The following is a 20,908-nucleotide window of genomic DNA, read 5'->3' as shown; positions in this document are numbered from 1 at the left end:
GCGCTCCACCGCCAAGGCGCGCGCGGCGATCCAAGTTTCAACGCCTGCCGCGAAACCTGTCGTGAAATTATCTACTTGCGTAACGTGATTACGCTTTATGATGATGACACAGCCGAGTGCCGCCACCAGTTGCGGCTTCAGGCGATGGTGCTGCGTCATCTGGCGTTGTTCGTGGGCGGCAAACTCGTCGAAGCGGGGCTGGGCGACTTCTGCTGTTCGGCAAAGGCGGTGCGCAGCGCCGCACCTGCCGATGCGTTTTCCGGCGCCAAAGCAGCGCGCCAGTGATTTGGAGGAGACGATCATGCCAACCGTCCGTGGCTGCAACCTTCCCGACGAACTTTTCTATGACGTGGCCAACAACCTTTGGTATCGGCCCGAATCCGACGGCACCTTTACCGTCGGGATGACTGTGGTCGCTACTGGCATGGCCGGGGCATTGGTGGCGTTTACCGCCAAGAAGGTCGGCAAGACCATCGACGCGGGCAAATCGGTTGCCACTATCGAAAGCGGCAAATGGGTGGGGCCCGCGAAGATCGGCTTTCAAAGCGAAATCGTTGCGGTCAACGACGTTCTCGCCGGCAACCCCAAACTTGCCAACACCGATACCTACGGCGAAGGCTGGATGGTGCGGGTAAAGCCAGTCAATGCCGCCGAACCCGATTCAGTACTGACACCGGGCAGCGCCGTTGCGGCACCTTATGAAGCCAAAATGGCCGCAGACAACTTCGCCGGTTGCGCGGCATGAAGAAATAGTTGCTCTATCGCGGCAGAAACGCCGGGATAGGGCAGATCAGAGGGAGCGCGGTTGAGCCAGAGGCGCAAGGTCCCCGCGCATCGGCCGCAAACGACATAAAGGGAGAGGCGACATGCTGGACGACCAGAATGCCAAGTCAATGTCGATCATCGTTACCAAGGGCACGCTTGACTGGGCCTACCCGCCTTTCATTCTGGCCACCACCGCCGCCGCAATGGGGCTGGAGGTGACGATGTTCTTTACGTTCTACGGGCTGCACCTGTTGAAGAAAGACCTGAATCTCAAGGTCTCTACGCTGGGCAACCCCGGCATGGAAATGCCGATGGGCGGCATGCACATGGCGATGCCAAATATCATGGCGGCGCTGCCGGGCGCGAGCGCGCTGACCACCAACATGATGAAAAACCTCATCAAGAAGAAAGGCGTCGCCTCGATCCAAGAACTGCGCGATCTGGCTATCGAAGCCGATGTCAACATGATCGCCTGCCAGATGACCATGGACCTATTCGAAATCAAGCGCGAAGACATGATTGATGGGCCAAGTGTGGGCGGTGCCGCTTCGTGGGTCGAAGTGGCAACGAAAAGCGATATCAACCTCTACATCTGAAGAAGGAACCACCATGGCCGACATGATACTCGACGCCAAGGGCCTCAATTGCCCGCTGCCAATCTTGCGCGCCAAGAAGGCGCTGAAGGAACTGCCCTCGGGCGGAACGCTTGAGGTGCAGGCAACCGATCCCGGCGCGGTAAAGGACTTTGAAGCGTTTTGTCGCACGACCGGCAACGAGTTGGTGGAACACCATATGGACGGGAATACCTATGTATTCCTGATCCGCCACACCGGCTAAGCCTCGCCGCAGAACTCTTTGTGCAGCATGGCGACGACGCGGCTGGTGCGGTCTTCGGAAAGGGAATAACTGATGGATCGTCCGATGCGCCGGGCCGTCACGAGCTTGTCTTCGCGCAGCCGCGCGAGTTGCTTTGAAACCACCGCTTGCGGCAAGGCCAGCATCATCTCTAGCTCGCCCACAGCGGCGGGGCCTTCGGCCAACCTGCACAGAATGACCAGCCGCGCCGGGTGTGAAAGCGATTTGAGGAAAATCGAAGTGACCTCGGCGCGGTCCAGCATTTCTTCCGATGGCGGCTTGCCGCTGTCGGTTGCCGCCGGTGAACCTTCGCCCGAAACCATATGCAATCCCTCCGTCTTCAGATGGTTCAACGTTACCACAAGACGCGTGTTTCGACTGCCTTACGTCAATCATTAGTTGGCGTAAAACAAAATCAGATCAAGGGTCCTGGAATGAACCAGCCGTCGATTGCCACATCGCCCGCAGTATCGGACGAGATGCGCCAGACCACCTGCTACATGTGCGCCTGCCGCTGCGGCATCAACGTGCATCTGAAATCGGGGCGGGTCAGCTATATCGAGGGCAACCGCAATCACCCAGTGAACCGGGGGGTTCTGTGCGCCAAGGGCGCTAGTGGCATCATGCAGGTTACCGCCCCAAGTCGGCTGCGAAATCCGCTCCGGCGCGTTGGCCCACGCGGATCGGGTGCGTTTGAAGAAATCAGTTGGGACGAGGCGTTGAACCTTGCGGTTTCGTGGATGAAGCCGCTGCGCGAAACCGCACCGGAAAAGCTGGCATTTTTCACAGGGCGCGACCAATCGCAGGCGTTGACCTCGTGGTGGGCGCAGGCTTTCGGCACACCGAACTACGCAGCACACGGCGGTTTCTGCTCGGTCAACATGGCGGCGGGGGGCATTTACACGATCGGCGGCGCGTTTTGGGAGTTTGGCCAGCCGGACTGGGAGCGAACAAAGCTTTTCGTGCTGTTCGGCGTGGCCGAAGACCACGACAGCAACCCCATCAAGATCGGGTTGGGCAAGCTCAAGTCGCGCGGCGCGCGTGTTGTGGGGGTGAACCCTATCCGCTCGGGCTATAACGCCATTGCCGATGACTGGTTCGGCATCACACCGGGCACCGACGGGTTGCTGATTCTTGCACTGGTGCATTGCCTTTTTGAGGCTGGTAAAATCGACCTCGACTATCTTGCGCGCTTCACCAATGCGCCGCTTTTGCTCGATGCGACCGAGGGGCCGGGCAAGGGGTTGTTTCTACGCAATGCCGACGGCGCACCATTGGTGATAGACCGCAAAAGCGGCGCGCCTGCGCCTTGGAACGGACAAGGCGTCGAACCCGATCTGGGCGCAACTTGGCAGGGCGCGCGCACCGTATTTCAACACATGGCCGAGCGTTACCTTTCACCAGAATACGCCCCCGAAGCGGTGGCCGATCGCTGCGGTATCGCCGCAGGCCGCATTCGCGCGCTGGCGGCCGAACTGGCGCGCGTGGCCTTTGACGAAGCCATCGAAATCGCCCAGCCTTGGACCGACTTTCGCGGCGTGCGGCACCAGAAAATGCCGGGCCGCCCGGTTTCGTTTCACGCGATGCGGGGGATTTCGGCACATTCGAACGGGTTTCAGACCGCGCGCGCGTTGCATCTGTTGCAGATCATTCTTGGCGCGGTCGAAACCCCCGGCGGCTACCGCTTGAAACCCCCCTACCCCAAACCGGCCGAGGCCCACCCCGTGCCGCATTTCATGGCCGAGCCGGGCAAACCCTTGGGCGGGCCGCACCTTGGCTATGTGCGCAGCCCTGAGCAGCTTGCGCTCAAGCCCGATGGCACACCGGCACGCATCGACAAGGCGTTTTCGTGGGAAAACCCGCTTTCAGCGCATGGGTTGATGCATATGGTCATCGCCAACGCGCACGCGGGCGACCCCTACCGCATCGACACGCTGTTTCTCTACATGGCCAACATGGCGTGGAACTCGTCGATGAACACCGCGCGGGTGATGGAAATGCTGACCGACACGGGAGCCGATGGCGAATATGTCATTCCGCGCATCATCTATTCGGATGCCTATGCCAGCGAAATGGTGGCCTATGCCGATCTGATCCTGCCAGACACGACCTATCTGGAACGCCACGACTGCATCAGCCTGCTCGACCGCCCGATTTCAGAGCCAGATGCCGCAGGCGACAGTATCCGCTGGCCCGTGATCGAACCCGACCGCGACGTGCGCGGGTTTCAATCGGTGCTGCTCGATTTGGGCGCGCGGCTGGCATTGCCCGGTATGGTGGCCGAAGATGGCAGCCCGAAATACCGCGATTATGCCGACTACATCGTGAACCATCAACGCCGCCCCGGCGTGGGGTCGCTGATCGGTTGGCGCGGGGCCGATGGTACCAAAGAGGGGCGCGGGGAGCCGAACCCGGATCAGCTTGCCCGCTATATCGAAAACGGCAGCTTCTATCAGGCGCATATTCCTGAAGAGGCACAGTTCTACAAACCCTGGAACGCGGCCTATCAGGACTGGGCGGTCAAGATTGGGCTTTACGATACGCCGCAGCCCTATCTTTTTGCGCTTTGGTCCGAACCTCTGCGCCGCTTTCAGCTTGCCGCCGAAGGTCACGGTGCAGCGCAGCCCCCTGAACATCTGCGCGCGCAGTTGCAGCTGGCAATGGACCCGTTGCCAATCTGGTATGCGCCCTTTGGCGAGGCCGAGGCGGCAGAATACCCGGTGCACGCGCTAACGCAGCGGCCAATGGATATGTATCATTCATGGGGTAGCCAGAACGCATGGCTTCGCCAGATCCGCGGGCGCAACTTTCTTTATCTGCCGACGAAAATCTGGGCGGCACAGGGGTTTTGCGAAGGCGATTATGCCCGCGTAACAAGCCCCAACGGTGCGATTTTAGTGCCGGTGGCGCATATGCCCGCGCTGAATGAAAACACGGTCTGGACATGGAATGCGATCGGAAAGCGCAAGGCGGCCTGGGCGCTTGATGACGCCGCAAGCGAGGCGAAAGAGGGTTTCTTGCTTAACCACCTGATATCGGAATTGCAGACAGAGCAGACAGATGGGCACCGCCGCACCAATTCCGACCCGGTAACCGGGCAGGCCGCGTGGTTTGATCTGCGGGTGCGGATCGAGCGGGTGGGCCCGCGCGACCATGCCGAACCCGCCTTCCCGCCGCTGCCGCGGGTAGTGCCCAAGGGGAGGACACGCGCATGACCTGCCTGCCCGCGCACACCGACAAAAAGCTCGGCCTCGCCATCGACCTCGACACCTGCGTTGGCTGTCAGGCCTGTGTGACCGCCTGCAAGGGCTGGAACGATCAGGGCTATGGCGCGCCATTGTCCGACCAGAACCCTTACGGTGCAAACCCCTCGGGCACATTCCTGAACCGAGTGCACAGCTATCAGGTGGCACCCGATGAAGGCGCGGTGCAGACCATCGCCTTTCCGCGTTCTTGCCTGCACTGTGACGACGCGCCTTGCGTGACCGTCTGCCCAACCGGGGCCAGCTACAAGCGCGCCGCGGACGGCATAGTTCTGGTCAACGAAGACGCCTGCATCGGCTGCGGGCTGTGCGCCTGGGCCTGCCCCTACGGCGCGCGCGAGCTTGATGCGGCGGCGGGGGTGATGAAGAAATGCACGCTCTGCGTGGACCGCATCTACAACGAGAACCTGCCCGAGGAAGACCGCGTACCCGCTTGCGTGCGCAGTTGCCCGACCGGGGCGCGGCATTTTGGCGATTTCGCTGACCCGGAAAGCAACGTGAGCCGACTTAGCCGCGAACGCGGCGGTGTGGCGCTGATGCCGGAAATGGGCACCGCGCCAACCAACCGCTACCTGCCCCCCCGCCGCAAGGATACGCTTGCCGCACCACCTTTGGTGCCGCTGGGCGATTTCAAGGCCACGGGGCTTGCCGGCTGGCTTGACCGTATGCTGGGGGGCCGCTGATGCATCCTGCACCTTCGGTCATTCTGTTCACGGTGCTTTCGGGCGCGGGCTTCGGCTTTCTGGCCTTTCTTGGTGCGGGGCTGGTTGGCGCTTCTGGCTGGGCGGCCTTTGGGCTTTGGTTTCTGGGCTATGCGCTGGCGGTGGGCGGGCTTTTGGCCTCGGTCTTTCACCTTGGCAACCCGCGCCGGGCAACACGCGCCTTCAGCCAGTGGCGCACAAGCTGGCTTAGCCGCGAGGCATGGGCTTCGGTCGCAACGCTGACGCTGCTTGCGCCGGTGGCGCTGTCAGACTGGCTGGGGTTCGACTGGCCGCGTAGCTGGGGCCTTTTGGCCGCGGCACTTTGCCTTGCCACCATCGGCACCACCTCGATGATCTATGCGCAGCTCAAGACCGTGCCGCGCTGGCATCACTGGATCACGCCCGTCAGCTTTGCCGTCTTTGCGCTTTCAGGTGGCGCGATCCTTTCAGGCGACGGGCGTTGGGCTGCGGCAATGCTGGTGGCGCTTGGGTTTGTTCTGCCCGCGCTCTGGCAAATTGGCGATGGCCGCTTTGCCGCGGCTGGCGTGGGCATCGGATCGGCCACCGGGCTTGGCGCTATCGGCAAGGTAACGGTGTTCGAGCAACCCCATACCGCGCCCAATTACCTTATGCGCGAGATGATCTACGTTGTAGGCCGCAAGCACGTCCTGCGCTTGCGCGTGCTGGCCTATGGCTTGGCAGTGCTGGCACCGCTGCTGGTGGTTCTGGTCCTACCCGGTGGGGCTGCGCGTGTGGCGCTGGCCGCGCTGCTGCATCTGACCGGAGCACTTGCCGCGCGTTGGCTGTTCTTTGCGCAGGCCGAGCATGTGGTGGGCCTATACTACGGGCAGCGCTAAGTGCCGCAACAAAGGTGAAATGCCGCGGCTTGGGGGTTTTCGTCGTGCGGCGGCATCGCTAAGGTTCAGCCGATGCAAGGCAATGGGGGGCTTCGATGCGCTGCGTATTCGTTCAGATAAGGTGCCAGCCGGGCAAGACCTATGAGGTTGCCGACGCGATCTATGAGCGCGAGGTTGTGAGCGAGCTTTACTCGACCTCGGGCGATTACGACCTGATCGCCAAGGTCTATGTGCCGGACGACGCTGATGTGGGCCATTTTCTGACCGAAGCGCTGTTCGACATTCCCGGTATCAGCCGAACCTTGACGACGATGACCTTTAAGGCGTTCTAGCCTTACCTGCGCATCAGCCGGAAGGCCGCCGACGCGGCCCAGCCTGCCACAACGGCCAGCACCAGCGACATCAGCCCGTAGGCATAGGCGTTTTCACGCGACATCAAGAATAGCGTGCGCTCTAGCCCAATCTTGCGCACAGGAAGCGCCGAGCGGTGCGAGTCGATCACCTGCCCGCCGCGCAGAAGGTAAATACGCATCTTGTAATCGCCTTCGACGAGGTTGGCGGGCAACTGGAAATCGGCGCGAAACAGCGTGCCCTCGATCAGCGCCACCGAACCTTCAGAAAGCGTGTACTGGCCCTCGGCCATGCGAATGCGCAGCAAGGCTTCGGTAAAGGGGCGCGCGTCTTCAACCTCAAGCGGGCCGGAAAAGGCGCGCACCGCAAGCGGCACCGATATGCGCTGGCGAACGTCTTCGGCGGGGTCGAGAATCTCGCCAAGCGGGCCTGTGCTGGCCACCGAATAGTAGGTTGGCGTTGCCGATACGCCCACCTCTTCGGTATTGACCCAAATCCCCGCGATTTTTTCCTTGCGGCGGATCGTGACCGATCCGGCGGGGCCCTCTAGCGTTACGATCACGTGCAGCGGCGGCCCGTCAGGCTCGGGTTCTTCTCGGCGGACGGCACCGTAAATCAGCACCTCGGTGCCGTCGAATCTGGCGGTGATGCCGATCTCGTCCAACGAGACCCCGGCCACCACGGTTTCTGCACGCGCCGGAGCCGCAGCAATAAGCACCAGTGCCAGTGACAAGGCCGCGCGGATCATGGCGCGTTCCCCGGATACAGCGAAAAGAGATCGGACGGCGTCAACAAAAGATCGAGCGCCAGCTTGATCGCGACCGCCAGCACCAGAAACGCCAATAACATCCGCAACTCTTCGGCCTTGAGGCGGCCCGAAAGCCGGGTGCCGATCTGCGCGCCGACAACGCTGCCCGCAATCAGCAAAAACGCCAGCACGATATCGACCGACTGGTTGGTTACCGCATGCGCCATGGTAGTAAAGGCAGACACGAAAATGACCTGAAACAGCGAGGTGCCGATCACCACCTTGGTCGGCATACCCAGAATGTAGATCATCGCGGGCACCATGATGAAACCGCCGCCCACGCCCATGATCGCCGCCAGCACGCCGACCACCAGCCCCACCAGAATCGGCGGGATCACCGAGATGTAAAGCCCAGAGGCACGAAACTTCATCTTGAGCGGCAGGTTGTGCACCCAGTGGTGCTGATGGCGCTTGGTGCGGCCCGCACTAGGATTGCGCGCGCGTCGCCACGAACGCACCCCCTCTTGCGCCATTAAAAGGCCGATGAAGCCTAGGAATACCACATAGGCAAGCTGCACCACCAAATCGATCTGACCCAGCGATTGCAGCCAGTTGAACGCCACGATCCCGCCCGCAGACCCCGCGATGCCGCCAACAAGCAGCACGCAGCCCATCGGAATATCGACCGATTTGCGCTTCAGATGCGCCAGCACCCCGGAAACCGAAGATGCCACGACCTGATTGGACCCGGTCGCCACCGCCACGCCCGGCGGAATCCCGATGAAAAACAGCAAGGGCGTAATCAGAAACCCGCCACCGACCCCGAACAGCCCGGAAAGCACGCCAACCACGCCGCCAAGCCCCAGCAGCAGAATCGCGTTTACAGCAACGTCGGCGATAGGCAGATAGATTTGCATTTTCGGGACTTTTCAGCTGGGTATAAAAACTGTGCGCCCCGTGGCGGATGTTTGTCAAACGCTGCGACGGGTCAGGAGAGATCGCGCAAGTATCGTCGCAAAACCCGTTCCAGTTTTGTCGCACCCATTGGCGCCATCGCCTTGGTATGCTCGTGACTGATCGCCTCGGCCGAAAGCCCGGCCCCCATATTGGTAACCACCGAAACTGCTGCAACCGATAGCCCAAGAAAGCGCGCAAGGATCACTTCTGGCACGGTGGACATGCCCACCGCATCGGCCCCGAGGATTCGTGCGGCCCGGATTTCAGCCGGCGTTTCAAACGATGGGCCCGAGAACCAGCAATAGACGCCTTCGGGCAATTCGACCCCTTCTGCCGCTGCCGCAGCCTTGAGGCCGGCGCGCATTGCCGGGTCATGCGCCTCGGTCAGAGGCACGAAGCGCGCATCCGAAGGCTCGCCTATCAGCGGGTTGGCCCCGGCAAAGGCGATGTGGTCATTGAGCAGCATCAGCCCGCCCGGCGGGATATCGGCGCGCAAGCTGCCTGCCGCGTTGGTCAACAGCAGGTTTTCCGCACCCAGCTCCCTGAGCACTTCCAAAGGCAGGCGCATTTCGGCAGGGTTGCCGCGTTCATAGTAATGCGCGCGCCCGCCAAATACCGCCACCCGCACCCCTTCCAGATCACCCACGACCAGCTTCGGGTTATGCCCCGAAACGCCAGCATGCGGAAAACCCGGAAGATCGGCATAATCGATCGCCACGCCCTGCACGGCTTCAGCCAGATGCCCCAGCCCAGATCCGAGAATAAGCCCCAGCCGCGGCGGTTCTGCCCCGGCGCGGGCGCGGATCAGGCGCGCAAGATCAGCGCTCTTTGACATAAGCCTCTCCTCCGGCGCGCGGTGGCGTCGCCTTGCCAATGAACCCGGCCAGAATGACCACGGTCAGAACATAAGGCAACGCCTGCATGAACTGCACCGGCACCACGAAAAGACCCACGTCGATGTTCTGAAAGCGAATGGCCACCGCCTCCAGCAACCCGAACAGCATGGTCGCCCCCAGCACGCGCCAAGGCCGCCAGTTGGCGAAGATCAGCGCGGCCAGCGCGATAAAGCCCTTGCCCGCCGTCATTTCTTTGCCAAAGCCCGCCGAGGGGGCCGAGGTCGCAAGATAAGCGCCCGCGAAACCGCACAGGATGCCCGCAATAGCCACCGCCGTATAACGCAGCCGCAACACCGATACGCCCGCCGTATCGACCGACTCGGGGTTTTCGCCCACTGCGCGCAGGCGCAGGCCAAAACGGGTGCGAAACAGCAAGAACCACGTCAACGGCACAATCGCGAATGCGAGGTAGACAAGGATCGTGTGCCCCGAAATCAGGTCGTGGTAGATCGTTCCAAACACCGGCACATCGGCCAGCGCATCGGCCCCCGGCAAGTCGATCGATTCAAACCGCGCCGCGCCCTTGATAGGCGGCGTGCGCCCGCCGAGTTGAAACAGGTTCTGCCCGATCAGCACCGTCAGACCCGAGGCCAGAAAGTTGATCGCCACGCCTGAAATCAACTGGTTGCCGCGGAAGGTGATCGACGCGAGGCCGTGGATGATCGCCAGCGCCAGCGACCCGCCAATGGCCGCGATCAGGCCAAGCCATGCCGAACCGGTAATCGAGGCGACGGCACCTGCCGTAAAGGCGCCCATCAGCATCTTGCCTTCCAACCCGATATCGAACACGCCTGAACGTTCAGAGTATAGCCCCGCCAGTGCGGCAAGCAGCAACGGAATACCCAGCCGAACGCCGGAATCGAGCACCTGAATGAGTGTCGAAAGATCCATCACGCGGCCCTCCTGCGGCGCCCAAGTGCGAACAGCCGCTCGACGATCATCCGCATCATGTTGTCAAGCGCACCGGTAAACAGGATCACCAGCGCCTGCACGACCGTGCGCAACTCGATCGGGATCGTGGTCCAAAGCCCAAGCTCGGCACCGCCCTGATACAGAAAGCCAAACAGAAGCGCTGCAAGAAACACCCCGAACGGATGGTTACGCCCCATCAGGGCCACGGCGATGCCGATGAAGCCCGCGCCTTCCACCGCATTCAGCACCAACCTTTCGGCCTCGCCCATGACGTTGTTGATGGCCATCATGCCCGACAGGCCACCAGACAGCAGCATGACATACATGGTGACGCGAAATGGCGAGATACCTGCGTAAACCGCCGCCTTTTCCGACTTGCCAAAGGCGCGGATCGCATAGCCCAACCGCGAGCGGAACAGCAGATACCAGACCGCCACACAAGCTGCGAGCGCGATGAAAAGCGAGATGTTCGCGGGCGTGTTCTTGTTGAAATATCCGCCGATCAACGGCAAATCGTAAAGCGTCGGCAGATGTGCCCCGGTGGGAAACTTTGCCGAAGCAGGGTCCATGCTGCCCGCCGGGCGCATGATATTGACCAGCACATAGTTCAAAAGCGCCGCGCCGATGAAGTTGAACATCATCGTGGTGATAACGATGTGGCTACCGCGCCGTGCCTGCAACCAGCCGGGAATAGCGGCCCAGATTGCGCCAAAGGCTATGCCGCCCAGCATCGCGGCGGGTAGTGCCAGCGTCCAGTGCGGCCACGGAACCGCCAACGCCACAACCGCCACGCCCAAGCCGCCAAGCATCGCCTGCCCCTCGCCGCCAATGTTGAACAGGCTGGCGCGAAACGCGATGGAAACGGCAAGACCAGTGAACATGAAGTTGGTGGCGTAATAAAGCGTGTAGCCCCAGCCATAGGCAGAGCCAAGCGCGCCATCGACCATGATCTTCAGCGCATCCCACGGGTTCTCGCCGATATAGAGAATGACCAGCGCCGAAATTGCAAACGCCGCGATGATGCTCATCAGCGGGATCAGCACCACATCCGCCCAAGCCGGAAGCCTTGTCATTATGCGGCCTCCTCGGCGACGACGCCTGCCATCATCAGGCCCAGTTCCCGCTGATCGGTCACCTCTGGGTCGCGCTCGCCCATGATGCGGCCATCAAACATTACTGCGATGCGGTCGGACATGCTCAGAATCTCGTCGAGTTCAACCGAGACCATCAGCACGGCCTTGCCGGCATCGCGCAGCGCGATGATCTGGCGATGGATGAACTCGATCGCGCCAATATCTACACCGCGCGTGGGTTGGCCGACCAAAAGCAGGTCGGGGTTGCGCTCGATCTCGCGCGCAAGTACCAGTTTCTGCTGATTGCCGCCCGAAAAACTTTTCGCCGGCAGCGCCGGGTTCGGCGGGCGCACGTCGAACCGTTCCATCTTTTTCGCTGCCTCGGCAATGATCGCCGCGTTATCCATCAAAAGTGTATTTTTCTGGTATTCTGGGGCGTTGTGATAGCCAAAGATCAGGTTTTCCCAGGCGGTGAAATCCATGATCAGGCCAAGATGTTGGCGGTCTTCAGGCACATGCGCAATGCCGCGCTGCCTTCGTGTCTGCCCGTTCGATCGGCTTCCGGTCAGATCGATTTCCTGACCATTGATGCGCACCGTGCCTGTCGCCGCCTGAAAGCCGCCAAGCACCTTCAAAAGCTCGGACTGTCCATTGCCGGAAACCCCGGCGATGCCGAGTATTTCGCCCGCGCGGATTGAAAAGCTGATGCCCTTCAGCCGCTCTACGCCGTCTTCGTCAACGACGCGCAGGTTTTCGACTTCAAGCACCATCTCGCCGGGGTGCGACGGGCCCTTTTGCACATCAAGCAGAACCTTGCGGCCGACCATCAGCTCTGCCAGTGCCTCGGGGCTGGTTTCGGCGGTGCTGACGGTCGCGGTCATTTCGCCGCGGCGCATCACCGAAACGGTGTCAGTGATTTCCATGATCTCGCGCAGCTTGTGGGTGATCAGGATGATCGTCTTGCCCTGCTCGCGCAGGCTGCGCAGGATGCGGAACAGATGGTCGGCCTCGTCCGGCGTCAGCACCCCGGTCGGCTCGTCCAGAATCAACACCTCGGCGTGACGATAGAGCGCCTTGAGAATCTCGACCCGCTGCAACTGGCCCACCGAAAGCTCGTCAATGGTGGCGTCGGGGTCGACATCAAGCGCGTATTCCTTGGCGAGCTGCTCCAACGCAGTGCGCGCACGCGCCAAAGAGGGGCGCAGCAACATGCCTTCTTCGACGCCCAGAATGACGTTTTCCAGCACTGTGAAGTTCTGCACCAGCTTGAAGTGCTGAAACACCATGCCAATGCCCGCGCGGATCGCGGCTTGGCTGTCGTGTATAACCGTGGGCACGCCTCTGATGAATATCTCTCCCGCATCGGCACGGTAAAAGCCGTAAAGGATCGACATCAGCGTAGACTTGCCTGCGCCGTTTTCGCCAATGATGCCGTGGATCGTGCCCGGCATGACGCGAATTGATATATCCTTGTTCGCCTGCACCGGCCCGAAAGCCTTGGAGATGCCGCGCAACTCTATAGCTGGAGCGGGGGCGGCAGCTTCCTGCCGCCCCGACGATTGATCGACTGCCATGTCCGATCAGTTAACCGGGCAGGTGTTGTCACTCATGTAATCGTGCACCACGATCTCGCCCGAGATGATCTTGGCAGAGGCGGCTTCCACCGCCGCAAGCATTTCGGGGGTCACGAGGGCCGCGTTGTTTTCATCCATCGCAAAGCCCACGCCACCGGCGGCAAGATCCATCACATTGATGCCGGTCTCGATCTCGGTTCCGGCAGAGAAGGCATCAAAAACCGCGTTATCGACGCGCTTGAGCATCGACGTCAGCACATGGCCCGGTTGCAGGTGGTTCTGGTTGCTGTCCACACCGATCGACAGGATGCCCGCATCCGCCGCCGCCTGAAGCACACCGATCCCGGTGCCGCCCGCCGCCGCGTAGATCACGTCAGCGCCTTGGCTGACTTGCGAGGTGGTCAGCTCTGCGCCCTTCACCGGGTCATTCCATGCGGTGGGGGTGGTGCCAGTCATGTTCTGGATCACCTTCGCGCCGGGGTTCGCGGCAACCACGCCTTGCGCATAGCCGCAGCCGAACTTGCGGATCAGCGGAATGTCCATGCCGCCGATAAAGCCGACAGTGCCGGTTTTCGAAGCCATCGCGGCCATGATGCCGACGAGATAGGATCCCTGCTCTTCGGTAAACACCACCGAGCGCACGTTCGGCTGGTCAACCACCATGTCGATGATGGCGAACTTGGTGTCCGGGTAGTCGGGTGCCACGGTGTTGAGCACATCACCGAAGGCAAAGCCGGTCATCACGATCGGGTTCGCGCCGGTTTCGGCAAGCCGACGCAGCGCCTGTTCGCGTTGCGCTTCCGACTGCATCTCGAGTTCTTTGTAGCTGCCGCCGGTTTCTGCCTTCCAACGCTCAGCGCCGCCATAGGCCGCTTCGTTGAAAGATTTGTCGAATTTGCCGCCAAGGTCATAGATCAGTGCCGGATCGGCGAGTGCAGGGCCTGCGAAAAGCGCAAGCGTGGCAGCCGCGCCGAGGAACTGTTTCATGATCGTCATTGGTGTCTCCCGGTCTGTTGCGCACCTGCCCAACGGGCAAGCACCTGTTGGCGGGCGAAATGCCCGCAGACAGGTTGATTAGGGCGAGTTGCTGCGAGAGGGTCAATAGCAATTTTGTGCCGCAGCGCGGCTCAGAGCGGCTCGTAACGGCGCGTCAGCACCAATGCGTCGTCAGCCCCCCCGTCTGGCAAGCGGTAATAGCCGCGTCGCTTGCCGACTTCGCGCCAGCCAGCAGCTGAGTAAAGCGCGCGGGCGGGCGCATTTTCAGCCGCAACCTCTAGAAATCCGCTATCAGCCCCTGCCGCGCGCGCCGCGTCGTCAAAGGCAGCAAGCAAGGCCAGCCCAAGGCCCTTGCGCCGCTCTTGCGGCGCTACGGCAAGGGTCAGCAACTCTGCCTCGCCCGCAACCACGCGGCCCATCACGAACCCACGCGAATCGCCGCGCAGAAATACGCCCGTAGCGCCCAGCAAGGCTTCAAACTCGTTGGCGTTCCACGGGCGCGGCGTGGTGAACGCCGCAGCGTGCAGAGCTGCAAGCGCCGCGGGTGTCATGGGATGATTACCGGCGCAGGCTCTGCCGGTAACGCCGCATCTGCCGCGCGCAGATAAAGCGGCGCAGGCCGTGGTTCGGGTAGCAAGCGGCGCGCGGCGGCAAGCCGCGCGATGGCTTCGGGCAGTGGCATCGCCGGGTCGAGCAGCCGCAGCCCCGGCATCGCCGCCTGCATTGCCGCAGCACCCGAACCGGTCACCTGTTGCCCCGCCTCCAGCCCGGCCAAGAGCGCATCGATATTGGCCAATCGCGGCGCGCTGTCTGGCCCGAAGCCTTGCGCATAATATTCGCCGCGCCGCGCGTCTTCGACCACCAGCAACGGGCGCGGCAGGCCCAGCGCCACTGCCTCTAGCCCACTTACCCCCACCGCCGGGATACCCAGCGCCAGCGCAAGACCGCGCGCCGCGGCTACCGATATCCGCACGCCGGTAAAATTGCCGGGGCCGACCCCGACCCCCAGCGCCGCAAGATCGCGCCAGCCTGCGCTTGCACTGGCCAGCATCTCTTCCAGCATCGGCATCAACCGCTCGGCTTGGCCCTTTGCCATCTCTTCGATCCGGCACTCCAGCAACGAGTCACCGCAAATCAAAGCGGCCGCGCAGTGCGCGGCCGATGTGTCGAACCCCAGTATGAGCGGCTCAGAGCGCAATGGGGCGCACCTCACTCACCTCCGGGATGTAGTGGCGCAGAAGGTTCTCGATACCCATCTTCAGCGTCAAGGTGCTGGATGGGCACCCCGCGCAAGCGCCCTGCATGTGCAGGTAAACAACACCCCGCTCAAAGCCGTGAAAGGTAATGTCGCCACCGTCCTGCGCCACAGCGGGTCGCACCCGGGTGTCGAGCAGTTCCTTGATCTGCGCCACAATCGCGCTGTCCGGTCCGTCGTGGCCCGCATGTCCGCCAGCGGCCACCGCTGCGCCTTCCATCACCGGCGCGCCCGACTGGAAATGTTCCATGATCGCACCGAGGATCGCGGGCTTCACGTGTTCCCAGCGCATTTCCTCGTCCTTGGTGACGGTGATGAAGTCCGAACCAAAGAAAACCCCGCTGACACCGCGTTGGGCGAATATGCGCCGCGCCAGGGGCGATGCCTCGGCGGCGGCCGCCGAAGGAAAGTCGGCAGTGCCGGTTTCCAGCACGGTCATACCGGGCAAAAACTTCAGCGTTGCCGGGTTTGGGGTGGTCTCGGTCTGGATAAACATGGGTAGCCTCCGCACGGGTCAGCTTCGCATATGCGCTTCCCAAGCGTTTTCGTCAAGTTTTCCCGACCCACCGCCAAACGGGTTTTTCGAACACGAAACACCGATGGCCCCGGGGGGGCATGACCTCTGGCGCGGCTCAGGTGATCTCTTCCAGCCGTTCCTTGGACATATCGCCCGGCACAATCGTCAGCGGGCAAGGCAGGTTGGCTGCGGTGCGCGAAAGCTGTGTGACCAGCGGGCCGGGGCCGGCCTTGTCCGAGCCCGCGCCCAAGACCAGCACGCCGATCTGCGGATCGTCGCGGATCACCGCAAGAATCTCGTTGGCCGGTTCGCCTTCGCGGATGATCAGCACAGGGTCGATCCCCTGCTTGTCTCGCATCCACTTCGCATAGACCTCGAAATGCGCCTCGATCCGATCACGCGCTTCTTCGCGCATGATCTCGGCCACGCCGATCCAGTGTTGGTATTCCTCGGGCGGAATTACTGAAAGAATCGTAACGCCCGCACCGGTATGGGCCGCCCGCAGCGCCGCAAATCGCATGGCGTTCAGGCATTCGCGGGTATCGTCAAGCACTACCAGAAACTTGCGCATAAAGGCCCCCTCAAGTCGCGGCGATCATGGCGCAGATCAGGCCAGCTTGGCAACTGCCCTGCGCGGCGACAGCGCGCGACGTAATGCAACCTTTCCAAGCGCGCCCAGAACGGTAGCCATTTGCGCCAGCACCAGCCCAAGCAGCGCGACCGCCAGCACGGCCAGATCGCTAAGCCGCGTAAGCGCCCGAAATGCCCGTGCCTTGCCCAACACCTCCATCGCGCGCCGCGTATCTGGCCCGGCAACCTCGGCCAGCCGCGCGAGTCGCGCAAGCTCGGCGGCATCGTCGGCGTGGCGCAAAAGCAAAAGTGTTTCGGCAGGCGACGTGGCCGCAATGATGCGCCCTGCATCCCCCGCAATGGCTGAAAACCGCGCCCAAGATGCTGCCCCGACAATTTCCGCAACAAGCCGTTCTGGCAGGCTGCCGAGTTTGCGCGCCAGTCGCAGCCCGGTCGCACCCACCTTTACCGTTGTGCTTGTGCCCCCGCTTGGCAGCATCAGTGCTGTGCCCGCTAGCCCTGCAAGCGCCAGCCCTGCCTCAAGCTCATCAACCTCGTCGCCCTGCGCCGTGGCAACCGCCGCGCGCCTGAGCGCGTTCAGATCGCCCAGCGGCGAAAGTTCCAGCGGAATGACGCAGATGCCTATTTGATGAAGTGTCTGGCACGACGCAATGTCCAACGCACAGGCACCGCAAGCACCGGCCACCGCAAACCAGCCCTCGCCTTTCGCGACCATCGCCTCGGCCTCGGCCAAAAGCTCGGGTGGCAGTGCCGCCCCCTGATCGCGCGCAAGGTCAAGGTAAAGCGCCACGTCCAGCGGGGCTTCGGCAGCAACCGCCACTGCCAGCCGCGCTGCGATCCAGTCCGGAGTCGCGGTAGCGGCGATGGCGCGCGTCAGCGCCGCACGTGCGCCCGCCTCGGTCCGATCCACTATCGGTTCGGCAAAAGGGTGTTGCGCCAACACATAACCCGCCAGCGCTACTGAGCCCGCGGCCCAAAGCACCAGCGCCAGTCGTGCCAGCCGCCGGATCATGCCTGTGCGTGCGCGAAGTCCCAGTAGAGCGCGCGGGCGCGTTTGGTGACCGGCCCGATCTGATAGCTCACATCGTCAAAGCCCGTCACCGGTGTGACCTTGGCAAAGTTGCCGGAAAGGAAAACCTCGTCTGCGGCGCGGAAATCGGCAATCGTCAGCACCGCTTCGCGCACCTCGGTGCCTGCCGCGCGCAGGTTGGCAATGTGGCGCGCCCGCGTGATGCCTGAAAGGAAGGTTCCGTTGCCGATTGGCGTGAAGGCCACGCCATCCTTGACCATGAAGACGTTTGCGGTGGCGCTTTCCGCCACGTTGCCCATCGCATCACATACCAGCGCATTGCCAAAGCCCTTGCGCTTGGCCTCGACCAACATGCGCGCGTTGTTGGGGTAAAGGCAGCCTGCCTTGGCGTTGCAGACGTTGTCGGCCAGCACCGGGCGGCGAAACTGGGTGGTGGTCAGTGTGGTGGTGGCTTCGGGTGCGGGCATCGGCACGGCCTCGAGGCACAGCGCGAAGCCTGTCACCCCCTCCATCGGTGCCACACCAAGGTCTGAGCCGTGGATCGCCCAATACATCGGGCGCACATAGACCGCTTCGTTTGGCGCATAGCGCGCCAGCCCCTCGCGCGCCATCGCCACCATTTCCTCGGTGCCGACCGTGGGGGTGATCATCAGCGCCTCGGCAGAGCGGTTGACCCTGGCGCAGTGCAGGGCAAGGTCGGGCGCCACACCTTCGAAAAAGCGCGCCCCGTCGAACACCGAAGACCCCTGCCAGATGCCATGGTCGGCAGCGCGCATGACAGCAATGTCGCCTTCGTGCCAGCGTCCATCGAACCAGGTGCGGATATGCGTGCCAAATGCCATCTCGGGTCTCCATTGTTGCGCGGCGCACTAAAGCACTTTGACTGCGCATGGTCCAGCATAGCTAGCCGTTCGGTGCTCGGCGGCGCGGCGGGGCAAGCATGGGCCGAAAAATCTTGGCCAAGCGTGTGAGATTTTGCAAGCAAGCCCGCGCGAATCGCGCTAGCGATGCGCGCCGAGGAGACATTCATGAACCTTTTTCTTTTCGCTGTAACCGTTCTTATCTGGGGCTCAACCTGGCTTGCCATTGCGTTCGAGCTTGGCCCAGTTCCGGTGCTGGTTTCTGTCTTTTACCGCTTTGCGCTTGCCGCGCTTCTACTCTGGCCGCTGCTGCTGCTTAGCGGCAAAATGGCAAAGACCCGGCCGCGTGACCATCTTTTCATGGGGCTGCAAGGGCTGTGCCTTTTCAGCCTCAACTTCCTTTGCTTTTACAACGCAACGGCCTTCATTCCCTCGGGGCTGGTTTCGGTGATCTTCTCGCTGGCCACGATCTATAATGCCATCAACGCGCGGCTGTTTTTTAACGAGCGCATTACGGCCCGCGCCTTGCTGGCAACGGCGGTGGGGGTGGCGGGGCTGGTGCTGATCTTCTGGCACGACCTGTTTGGTGGCGCGCTAAACCTTGATGCGATCAAAGGCATCGGGCTTGCGGCCCTTGGCACACTGTTCTTTTCGCTCGGAAACATGGTTTCGCGCAAACTGAGCGGCACCGGCGTGCCGCCGCTGACAGCCAATGCATGGGGCATGGGCTATGGCGCGCTATTTCTTGTGGCGCTGATCGGGCTAAGCGGCGCGCCGCTGGTGACACCGCCCAGCGCCAGTTACGTTGGCGCGCTGCTATACCTTGCGCTGTTCGGCTCGGTGATCGGCTTTACCACCTACCTCATGCTGGTGGCGCGCATCGGTTCAGGCCGGGCGGCCTATGCCACGGTGATGTTTCCAGTCATCGCGCTGATGCTGTCATGGGCTTTCGAGGGCTATCATTGGCAATGGCAAGCGGTGCTGGGTGTGGGGCTGACGCTGCTTGGCAACGCCATCATGTTCGCCCGCGCGCCGCTCAGGGTGCCTCGGCCAGCAGGGCTTGCAGGTCGAGCGGCGCATTGACCATGCTCAGGCTGCCGTCTGCATCGCGCGGCCATTCCGCCTGCGGACGGTCACGATAAAGCTCCACCCCGTTGCCGTCGGGATCGCTAAGGTAGATCGCTTCGCTGACGCCGTGATCTGCGGCACCTTCCAGCGGCCAGCCTGCATTCACCAGACGGCGCAGTGCATCGGCAAGGTTGGCGCGGTCGGGATAAAGGAATGCCGTGTGGTAAAGCCCGGTGGTGCCGCGCGCGGGTGGCTTGCCGCCCAGGCTTTCCCAAGTGTTCAGCCCGATATGGTGATGATAGCCGCCGGCAGAAAGAAACGCGGCTTGCGTGCCGTAGCGCTGCTGCAACTCGAACCCGAGCACGCCCGCGTAAAAATCAATCGCGCGCTCTAGATCAGACACCTTCAGGTGAACATGGCCGATGCGGGTTTCGGGGTGAATCGGGGTGGTCATGGCGCGCTCCTGCCGCTTGTGCGCATCCATGATAGGCGAAATGCCCCGCGCGCGTCAGGCCACCCCGCGCTCAGCTTCTGTGCAGCGTTGCGCAGATGTGGTCAGGCGAACGGATCGGCCGGGTAGCCAACCGCTGCAAGGTAAAGCCCCTGCGGCGGGCAGACCGGCCCGCAGGCCGCGCGGTCGCACGCCGCCAACGCGCGCGCGACATCCTTTGGTGCCCAAGCCCCTGTTCCCACCCGTTCCAAGCTGCCGACGATGGAGCGCACCTGATTGTGCAGAAAGCTGCGCGCGCGCAGGCGAAAGCGAATCTCGCGCCCGCCGGGCACCGCAATCTCGTCGATCACGATTTCATCGAGCGTTTTGACCGGTGAGGCCGCTTGGCAGAGGGTCGAGCGAAAGGTGGTAAAATCATGCGTGCCGATCAGATGCGCGGCACCGGCGCGCATTGCATCCAGATCTAGCGCCGACTTCACCTGCCAGACGCGCCCACACTCTACCACTGGCGGGGCGCGGCGTTCCAGAATGCGGAACAGATACCGCCGCTCGATCGCAGAGAACCGCGCGTGGAAATCTTCGCCCACCTCGGCCACCGCCAACACCGCCACCGGGTTGGGGCGAAGCTGGGCGTTCAGCGCCTCGGACAGACGAAACGGCGACCAGCTTCGCGCCAGATCGACATGCGCGACCTGCCCCGTCGCATGTACGCCAGCATCGGTCCGGCCTGCCGCGGCGATAGTATGTGGCCCCGGTTCCAGCCGCCCAAGAGCGGCCTCCACCGCGCCTTGCACCGAGCTTAGCGCACGCTGGCGCTGCCAGCCCGAAAATGGGCCGCCATCGTATTCAAGCAAGAGCGCGTATCTGGGCATGGCTTCCCTTAGCCCGCCACACCCTGCCCATGCAATCCCGCGCAACCAATGCCGGCCCCGGCCAAATCGGCACCGCGCGGTGGTCGCGGCACCACAGCCCCTTTCGCCCGCCCTTGCAGCCGCCTATCTTCAAAGAAATCACAGGAGGCGCGCCAACTTGGGTATCGGCGATCTGGCAGACGAGGCGGCGCGGCGCATCGAGTCGCTTGGGAACTCGGTTTCATCGGCGCTGTTCGAACCGGTGGTGCGGCTGGGTGTTACCGGCCTGTCGCGATCGGGCAAGACGGTGTTCATCACCTCGCTGGTCGCCAACCTC

26 protein-coding genes are annotated in these 20,908 nt (G+C 62.5%); 10 read left to right on the top strand and 16 right to left on the bottom strand.

The window, feature by feature from the left end; all coding sequences use genetic code 11:
• From ABY403_RS02850 to ABY403_RS02835, 4 genes are all read left to right on the top strand, one after another.
• The coding region (locus ABY403_RS02850) for a hypothetical protein (RefSeq protein WP_372838544.1) at positions 1–285 on the top strand (285 nt) is incomplete at its 5' end.
• A gap of 16 nt (positions 286–301) precedes the next feature.
• Positions 302–745 (top strand): glycine cleavage system protein H, encoded by a 444-nt coding sequence (locus ABY403_RS02845; protein WP_372838542.1) that lies wholly within the window; start codon positions 302–304, stop codon positions 743–745.
• 121 nt (positions 746–866) lie between these two features.
• The gene (locus ABY403_RS02840; RefSeq protein WP_372838539.1) at positions 867–1,361 is read left to right on the top strand and encodes a DsrE/DsrF/DrsH-like family protein; all 495 of its coding nucleotides are present in this window, start codon (positions 867–869) and stop codon (positions 1,359–1,361) included.
• Between the two features lie 13 nt (positions 1,362–1,374).
• Positions 1,375–1,602, top strand: coding sequence for a sulfurtransferase TusA family protein (locus ABY403_RS02835; protein ID WP_372838537.1), 228 nt, complete (start codon positions 1,375–1,377; stop codon positions 1,600–1,602).
• Here ABY403_RS02835 and ABY403_RS02830 read toward each other — a convergent pair.
• Positions 1,599–1,943 (bottom strand): ArsR/SmtB family transcription factor, encoded by a 345-nt coding sequence (locus tag ABY403_RS02830; protein WP_372838535.1) that lies wholly within the window; start codon positions 1,941–1,943, stop codon positions 1,599–1,601. The two genes, ABY403_RS02835 and ABY403_RS02830, sit on opposite strands and share 4 nt — an antisense overlap.
• A 111-nt stretch (positions 1,944–2,054) precedes the next feature.
• On the opposite strand from ABY403_RS02830, the gene ABY403_RS02825 reads away from it, so the two are divergent.
• The 4 genes from ABY403_RS02825 to ABY403_RS02810 all read left to right on the top strand — a co-directional run bounded on the left by ABY403_RS02825 (position 2,055) and on the right by ABY403_RS02810 (position 6,773).
• Positions 2,055–4,835 carry a molybdopterin-dependent oxidoreductase gene (locus tag ABY403_RS02825; protein ID WP_372838533.1) on the top strand — a complete coding sequence of 927 codons (2,781 nt, stop codon included), beginning with the start codon at positions 2,055–2,057 and terminating at the stop codon, positions 4,833–4,835.
• Entirely contained in the window at positions 4,832–5,566 is a 735-nt protein-coding gene (locus ABY403_RS02820; RefSeq protein WP_372838530.1) for a 4Fe-4S dicluster domain-containing protein, read from the top strand. Before ABY403_RS02825 ends, ABY403_RS02820 begins: the two co-directional genes overlap by 4 nt.
• Positions 5,566–6,441: a dimethyl sulfoxide reductase anchor subunit family protein gene (locus ABY403_RS02815; RefSeq protein ID WP_372838527.1), complete on the top strand. Its 876-nt coding sequence runs from the start codon at positions 5,566–5,568 to the stop codon at positions 6,439–6,441. Before ABY403_RS02820 ends, ABY403_RS02815 begins: the two co-directional genes overlap by 1 nt.
• Before the next feature lie 95 nt (positions 6,442–6,536).
• Positions 6,537–6,773 carry an Lrp/AsnC ligand binding domain-containing protein gene (locus ABY403_RS02810; protein WP_372838526.1) on the top strand — a complete coding sequence of 79 codons (237 nt, stop codon included), beginning with the start codon at positions 6,537–6,539 and terminating at the stop codon, positions 6,771–6,773.
• 2 nt (positions 6,774–6,775) lie between these two features.
• Here the strand turns inward: ABY403_RS02810 and ABY403_RS02805 are convergent, their stop codons facing one another.
• From ABY403_RS02805 to ABY403_RS02745, 13 genes are all read right to left on the bottom strand, one after another.
• Positions 6,776–7,540: a TIGR02186 family protein gene (locus ABY403_RS02805; RefSeq protein ID WP_372838523.1), complete on the bottom strand. Its 765-nt coding sequence runs from the start codon at positions 7,538–7,540 to the stop codon at positions 6,776–6,778.
• The gene (locus tag ABY403_RS02800; protein WP_372838521.1) at positions 7,537–8,457 is read right to left on the bottom strand and encodes a sulfite exporter TauE/SafE family protein; all 921 of its coding nucleotides are present in this window, start codon (positions 8,455–8,457) and stop codon (positions 7,537–7,539) included. Before ABY403_RS02800 ends, ABY403_RS02805 begins: the two co-directional genes overlap by 4 nt.
• Before the next feature lie 71 nt (positions 8,458–8,528).
• Positions 8,529–9,332, bottom strand: a complete 804-nt coding sequence (locus ABY403_RS02795) for a purine-nucleoside phosphorylase (RefSeq protein ID WP_372838518.1) — start codon at positions 9,330–9,332, stop codon at positions 8,529–8,531.
• Positions 9,316–10,284: an ABC transporter permease gene (locus ABY403_RS02790; RefSeq protein WP_372838549.1), complete on the bottom strand. Its 969-nt coding sequence runs from the start codon at positions 10,282–10,284 to the stop codon at positions 9,316–9,318. The genes ABY403_RS02795 and ABY403_RS02790 overlap by 17 nt, the downstream gene beginning before the upstream one ends.
• Positions 10,284–11,378 (bottom strand): ABC transporter permease, encoded by a 1,095-nt coding sequence (locus ABY403_RS02785; RefSeq protein ID WP_372838515.1) that lies wholly within the window; start codon positions 11,376–11,378, stop codon positions 10,284–10,286. Before ABY403_RS02785 ends, ABY403_RS02790 begins: the two co-directional genes overlap by 1 nt.
• Positions 11,378–12,952, bottom strand: a complete 1,575-nt coding sequence (locus ABY403_RS02780; protein ID WP_372838513.1) for an ABC transporter ATP-binding protein — start codon at positions 12,950–12,952, stop codon at positions 11,378–11,380. Before ABY403_RS02780 ends, ABY403_RS02785 begins: the two co-directional genes overlap by 1 nt.
• A gap of 6 nt (positions 12,953–12,958) precedes the next feature.
• Positions 12,959–13,948, bottom strand: a complete 990-nt coding sequence (locus ABY403_RS02775) for a BMP family protein (RefSeq protein ID WP_372838510.1) — start codon at positions 13,946–13,948, stop codon at positions 12,959–12,961.
• A 131-nt stretch (positions 13,949–14,079) separates the two neighbouring features.
• A complete protein-coding gene (locus tag ABY403_RS02770; RefSeq protein ID WP_372838507.1) occupies positions 14,080–14,499 on the bottom strand; it encodes a GNAT family N-acetyltransferase in 420 nt (139 codons plus the stop codon).
• On the bottom strand, positions 14,496–15,146 hold the full coding sequence (gene tsaB / locus ABY403_RS02765) for a tRNA (adenosine(37)-N6)-threonylcarbamoyltransferase complex dimerization subunit type 1 TsaB (protein WP_372838503.1): 651 nt from the start codon (positions 15,144–15,146) through the stop codon (positions 14,496–14,498). Before tsaB ends, ABY403_RS02770 begins: the two co-directional genes overlap by 4 nt.
• Positions 15,136–15,699, bottom strand: coding sequence for a NifU family protein (locus tag ABY403_RS02760; RefSeq protein ID WP_372838501.1), 564 nt, complete (start codon positions 15,697–15,699; stop codon positions 15,136–15,138). Before ABY403_RS02760 ends, tsaB begins: the two co-directional genes overlap by 11 nt.
• A gap of 136 nt (positions 15,700–15,835) precedes the next feature.
• On the bottom strand, positions 15,836–16,291 hold the full coding sequence (locus ABY403_RS02755; RefSeq protein WP_372838498.1) for a universal stress protein: 456 nt from the start codon (positions 16,289–16,291) through the stop codon (positions 15,836–15,838).
• 36 nt (positions 16,292–16,327) lie between these two features.
• On the bottom strand, positions 16,328–17,323 hold the full coding sequence (locus tag ABY403_RS02750; RefSeq protein ID WP_372838496.1) for a hypothetical protein: 996 nt from the start codon (positions 17,321–17,323) through the stop codon (positions 16,328–16,330).
• Positions 17,320–18,183 (bottom strand): branched-chain amino acid aminotransferase, encoded by an 864-nt coding sequence (locus ABY403_RS02745; protein ID WP_372838493.1) that lies wholly within the window; start codon positions 18,181–18,183, stop codon positions 17,320–17,322. The genes ABY403_RS02750 and ABY403_RS02745 overlap by 4 nt, the downstream gene beginning before the upstream one ends.
• A 186-nt stretch (positions 18,184–18,369) precedes the next feature.
• On the opposite strand from ABY403_RS02745, the gene ABY403_RS02740 reads away from it, so the two are divergent.
• Positions 18,370–19,284, top strand: coding sequence for a DMT family transporter (locus tag ABY403_RS02740; RefSeq protein WP_372838491.1), 915 nt, complete (start codon positions 18,370–18,372; stop codon positions 19,282–19,284).
• On the opposite strand, the gene ABY403_RS02735 is transcribed toward ABY403_RS02740, so the two are convergent.
• Both ABY403_RS02735 and truA read right to left on the bottom strand, forming a co-directional pair.
• Complete coding sequence (locus ABY403_RS02735; protein ID WP_372838489.1) at positions 19,238–19,723, bottom strand: VOC family protein; 486 nt, start codon at positions 19,721–19,723, stop codon at positions 19,238–19,240. The two genes, ABY403_RS02740 and ABY403_RS02735, sit on opposite strands and share 47 nt — an antisense overlap.
• Positions 19,724–19,824: 101 nt before the next feature.
• Positions 19,825–20,592 carry a tRNA pseudouridine(38-40) synthase TruA gene (truA, locus tag ABY403_RS02730; protein WP_372838486.1) on the bottom strand — a complete coding sequence of 256 codons (768 nt, stop codon included), beginning with the start codon at positions 20,590–20,592 and terminating at the stop codon, positions 19,825–19,827.
• 157 nt (positions 20,593–20,749) lie between these two features.
• Between truA and ABY403_RS02725 the strand changes: the two genes are divergently transcribed.
• Positions 20,750–20,908: YcjX family protein (locus ABY403_RS02725; protein WP_372838546.1), on the top strand; the 159-nt coding region annotated here is incomplete at its 3' end.

The sequence above is a fragment of the Phaeovulum sp. genome (assembly GCF_041596715.1).
Classification (GTDB): Bacteria; Pseudomonadota; Alphaproteobacteria; order Rhodobacterales; family Rhodobacteraceae; genus UBA6213.
Note: the sequence above shows the minus strand (reverse complement) of the source record. Positions and strands in the feature narration are given on the sequence as shown.

What these genes read in the sequence shown, in the direction of transcription:
- ABY403_RS02785 (WP_372838515.1), bottom strand. Translation starts at nt 11,378, where the DNA reads ATGACAAGGCTTCCGGCTTGGGCGGATGTGGTGCTGATCCCGCTGATG.
- truA (WP_372838486.1), bottom strand. Translation starts at nt 20,592, where the DNA reads ATGCCCAGATACGCGCTCTTGCTTGAATACGATGGCGGCCCATTTTCG.
- ABY403_RS02805 (WP_372838523.1), bottom strand. Translation starts at nt 7,540, where the DNA reads ATGATCCGCGCGGCCTTGTCACTGGCACTGGTGCTTATTGCTGCGGCT.
- ABY403_RS02755 (WP_372838498.1), bottom strand. Translation starts at nt 16,291, where the DNA reads ATGCGCAAGTTTCTGGTAGTGCTTGACGATACCCGCGAATGCCTGAAC.
- ABY403_RS02835 (WP_372838537.1), top strand. Translation starts at nt 1,375, where the DNA reads ATGGCCGACATGATACTCGACGCCAAGGGCCTCAATTGCCCGCTGCCA.
- ABY403_RS02820 (WP_372838530.1), top strand. Translation starts at nt 4,832, where the DNA reads ATGACCTGCCTGCCCGCGCACACCGACAAAAAGCTCGGCCTCGCCATC.
- ABY403_RS02745 (WP_372838493.1), bottom strand. Translation starts at nt 18,183, where the DNA reads ATGGCATTTGGCACGCATATCCGCACCTGGTTCGATGGACGCTGGCAC.
- ABY403_RS02810 (WP_372838526.1), top strand. Translation starts at nt 6,537, where the DNA reads ATGCGCTGCGTATTCGTTCAGATAAGGTGCCAGCCGGGCAAGACCTAT.
- ABY403_RS02740 (WP_372838491.1), top strand. Translation starts at nt 18,370, where the DNA reads ATGAACCTTTTTCTTTTCGCTGTAACCGTTCTTATCTGGGGCTCAACC.
- ABY403_RS02780 (WP_372838513.1), bottom strand. Translation starts at nt 12,952, where the DNA reads ATGGCAGTCGATCAATCGTCGGGGCGGCAGGAAGCTGCCGCCCCCGCT.
- ABY403_RS02845 (WP_372838542.1), top strand. Translation starts at nt 302, where the DNA reads ATGCCAACCGTCCGTGGCTGCAACCTTCCCGACGAACTTTTCTATGAC.
- ABY403_RS02750 (WP_372838496.1), bottom strand. Translation starts at nt 17,323, where the DNA reads ATGATCCGGCGGCTGGCACGACTGGCGCTGGTGCTTTGGGCCGCGGGC.
- ABY403_RS02795 (WP_372838518.1), bottom strand. Translation starts at nt 9,332, where the DNA reads ATGTCAAAGAGCGCTGATCTTGCGCGCCTGATCCGCGCCCGCGCCGGG.
- ABY403_RS02770 (WP_372838507.1), bottom strand. Translation starts at nt 14,499, where the DNA reads ATGACACCCGCGGCGCTTGCAGCTCTGCACGCTGCGGCGTTCACCACG.
- ABY403_RS02790 (WP_372838549.1), bottom strand. Translation starts at nt 10,284, where the DNA reads ATGGATCTTTCGACACTCATTCAGGTGCTCGATTCCGGCGTTCGGCTG.
- ABY403_RS02825 (WP_372838533.1), top strand. Translation starts at nt 2,055, where the DNA reads ATGAACCAGCCGTCGATTGCCACATCGCCCGCAGTATCGGACGAGATG.
- ABY403_RS02760 (WP_372838501.1), bottom strand. Translation starts at nt 15,699, where the DNA reads ATGTTTATCCAGACCGAGACCACCCCAAACCCGGCAACGCTGAAGTTT.
- ABY403_RS02840 (WP_372838539.1), top strand. Translation starts at nt 867, where the DNA reads ATGCTGGACGACCAGAATGCCAAGTCAATGTCGATCATCGTTACCAAG.
- ABY403_RS02800 (WP_372838521.1), bottom strand. Translation starts at nt 8,457, where the DNA reads ATGCAAATCTATCTGCCTATCGCCGACGTTGCTGTAAACGCGATTCTG.
- ABY403_RS02775 (WP_372838510.1), bottom strand. Translation starts at nt 13,948, where the DNA reads ATGACGATCATGAAACAGTTCCTCGGCGCGGCTGCCACGCTTGCGCTT.
- ABY403_RS02815 (WP_372838527.1), top strand. Translation starts at nt 5,566, where the DNA reads ATGCATCCTGCACCTTCGGTCATTCTGTTCACGGTGCTTTCGGGCGCG.
- ABY403_RS02830 (WP_372838535.1), bottom strand. Translation starts at nt 1,943, where the DNA reads ATGGTTTCGGGCGAAGGTTCACCGGCGGCAACCGACAGCGGCAAGCCG.
- ABY403_RS02735 (WP_372838489.1), bottom strand. Translation starts at nt 19,723, where the DNA reads ATGACCACCCCGATTCACCCCGAAACCCGCATCGGCCATGTTCACCTG.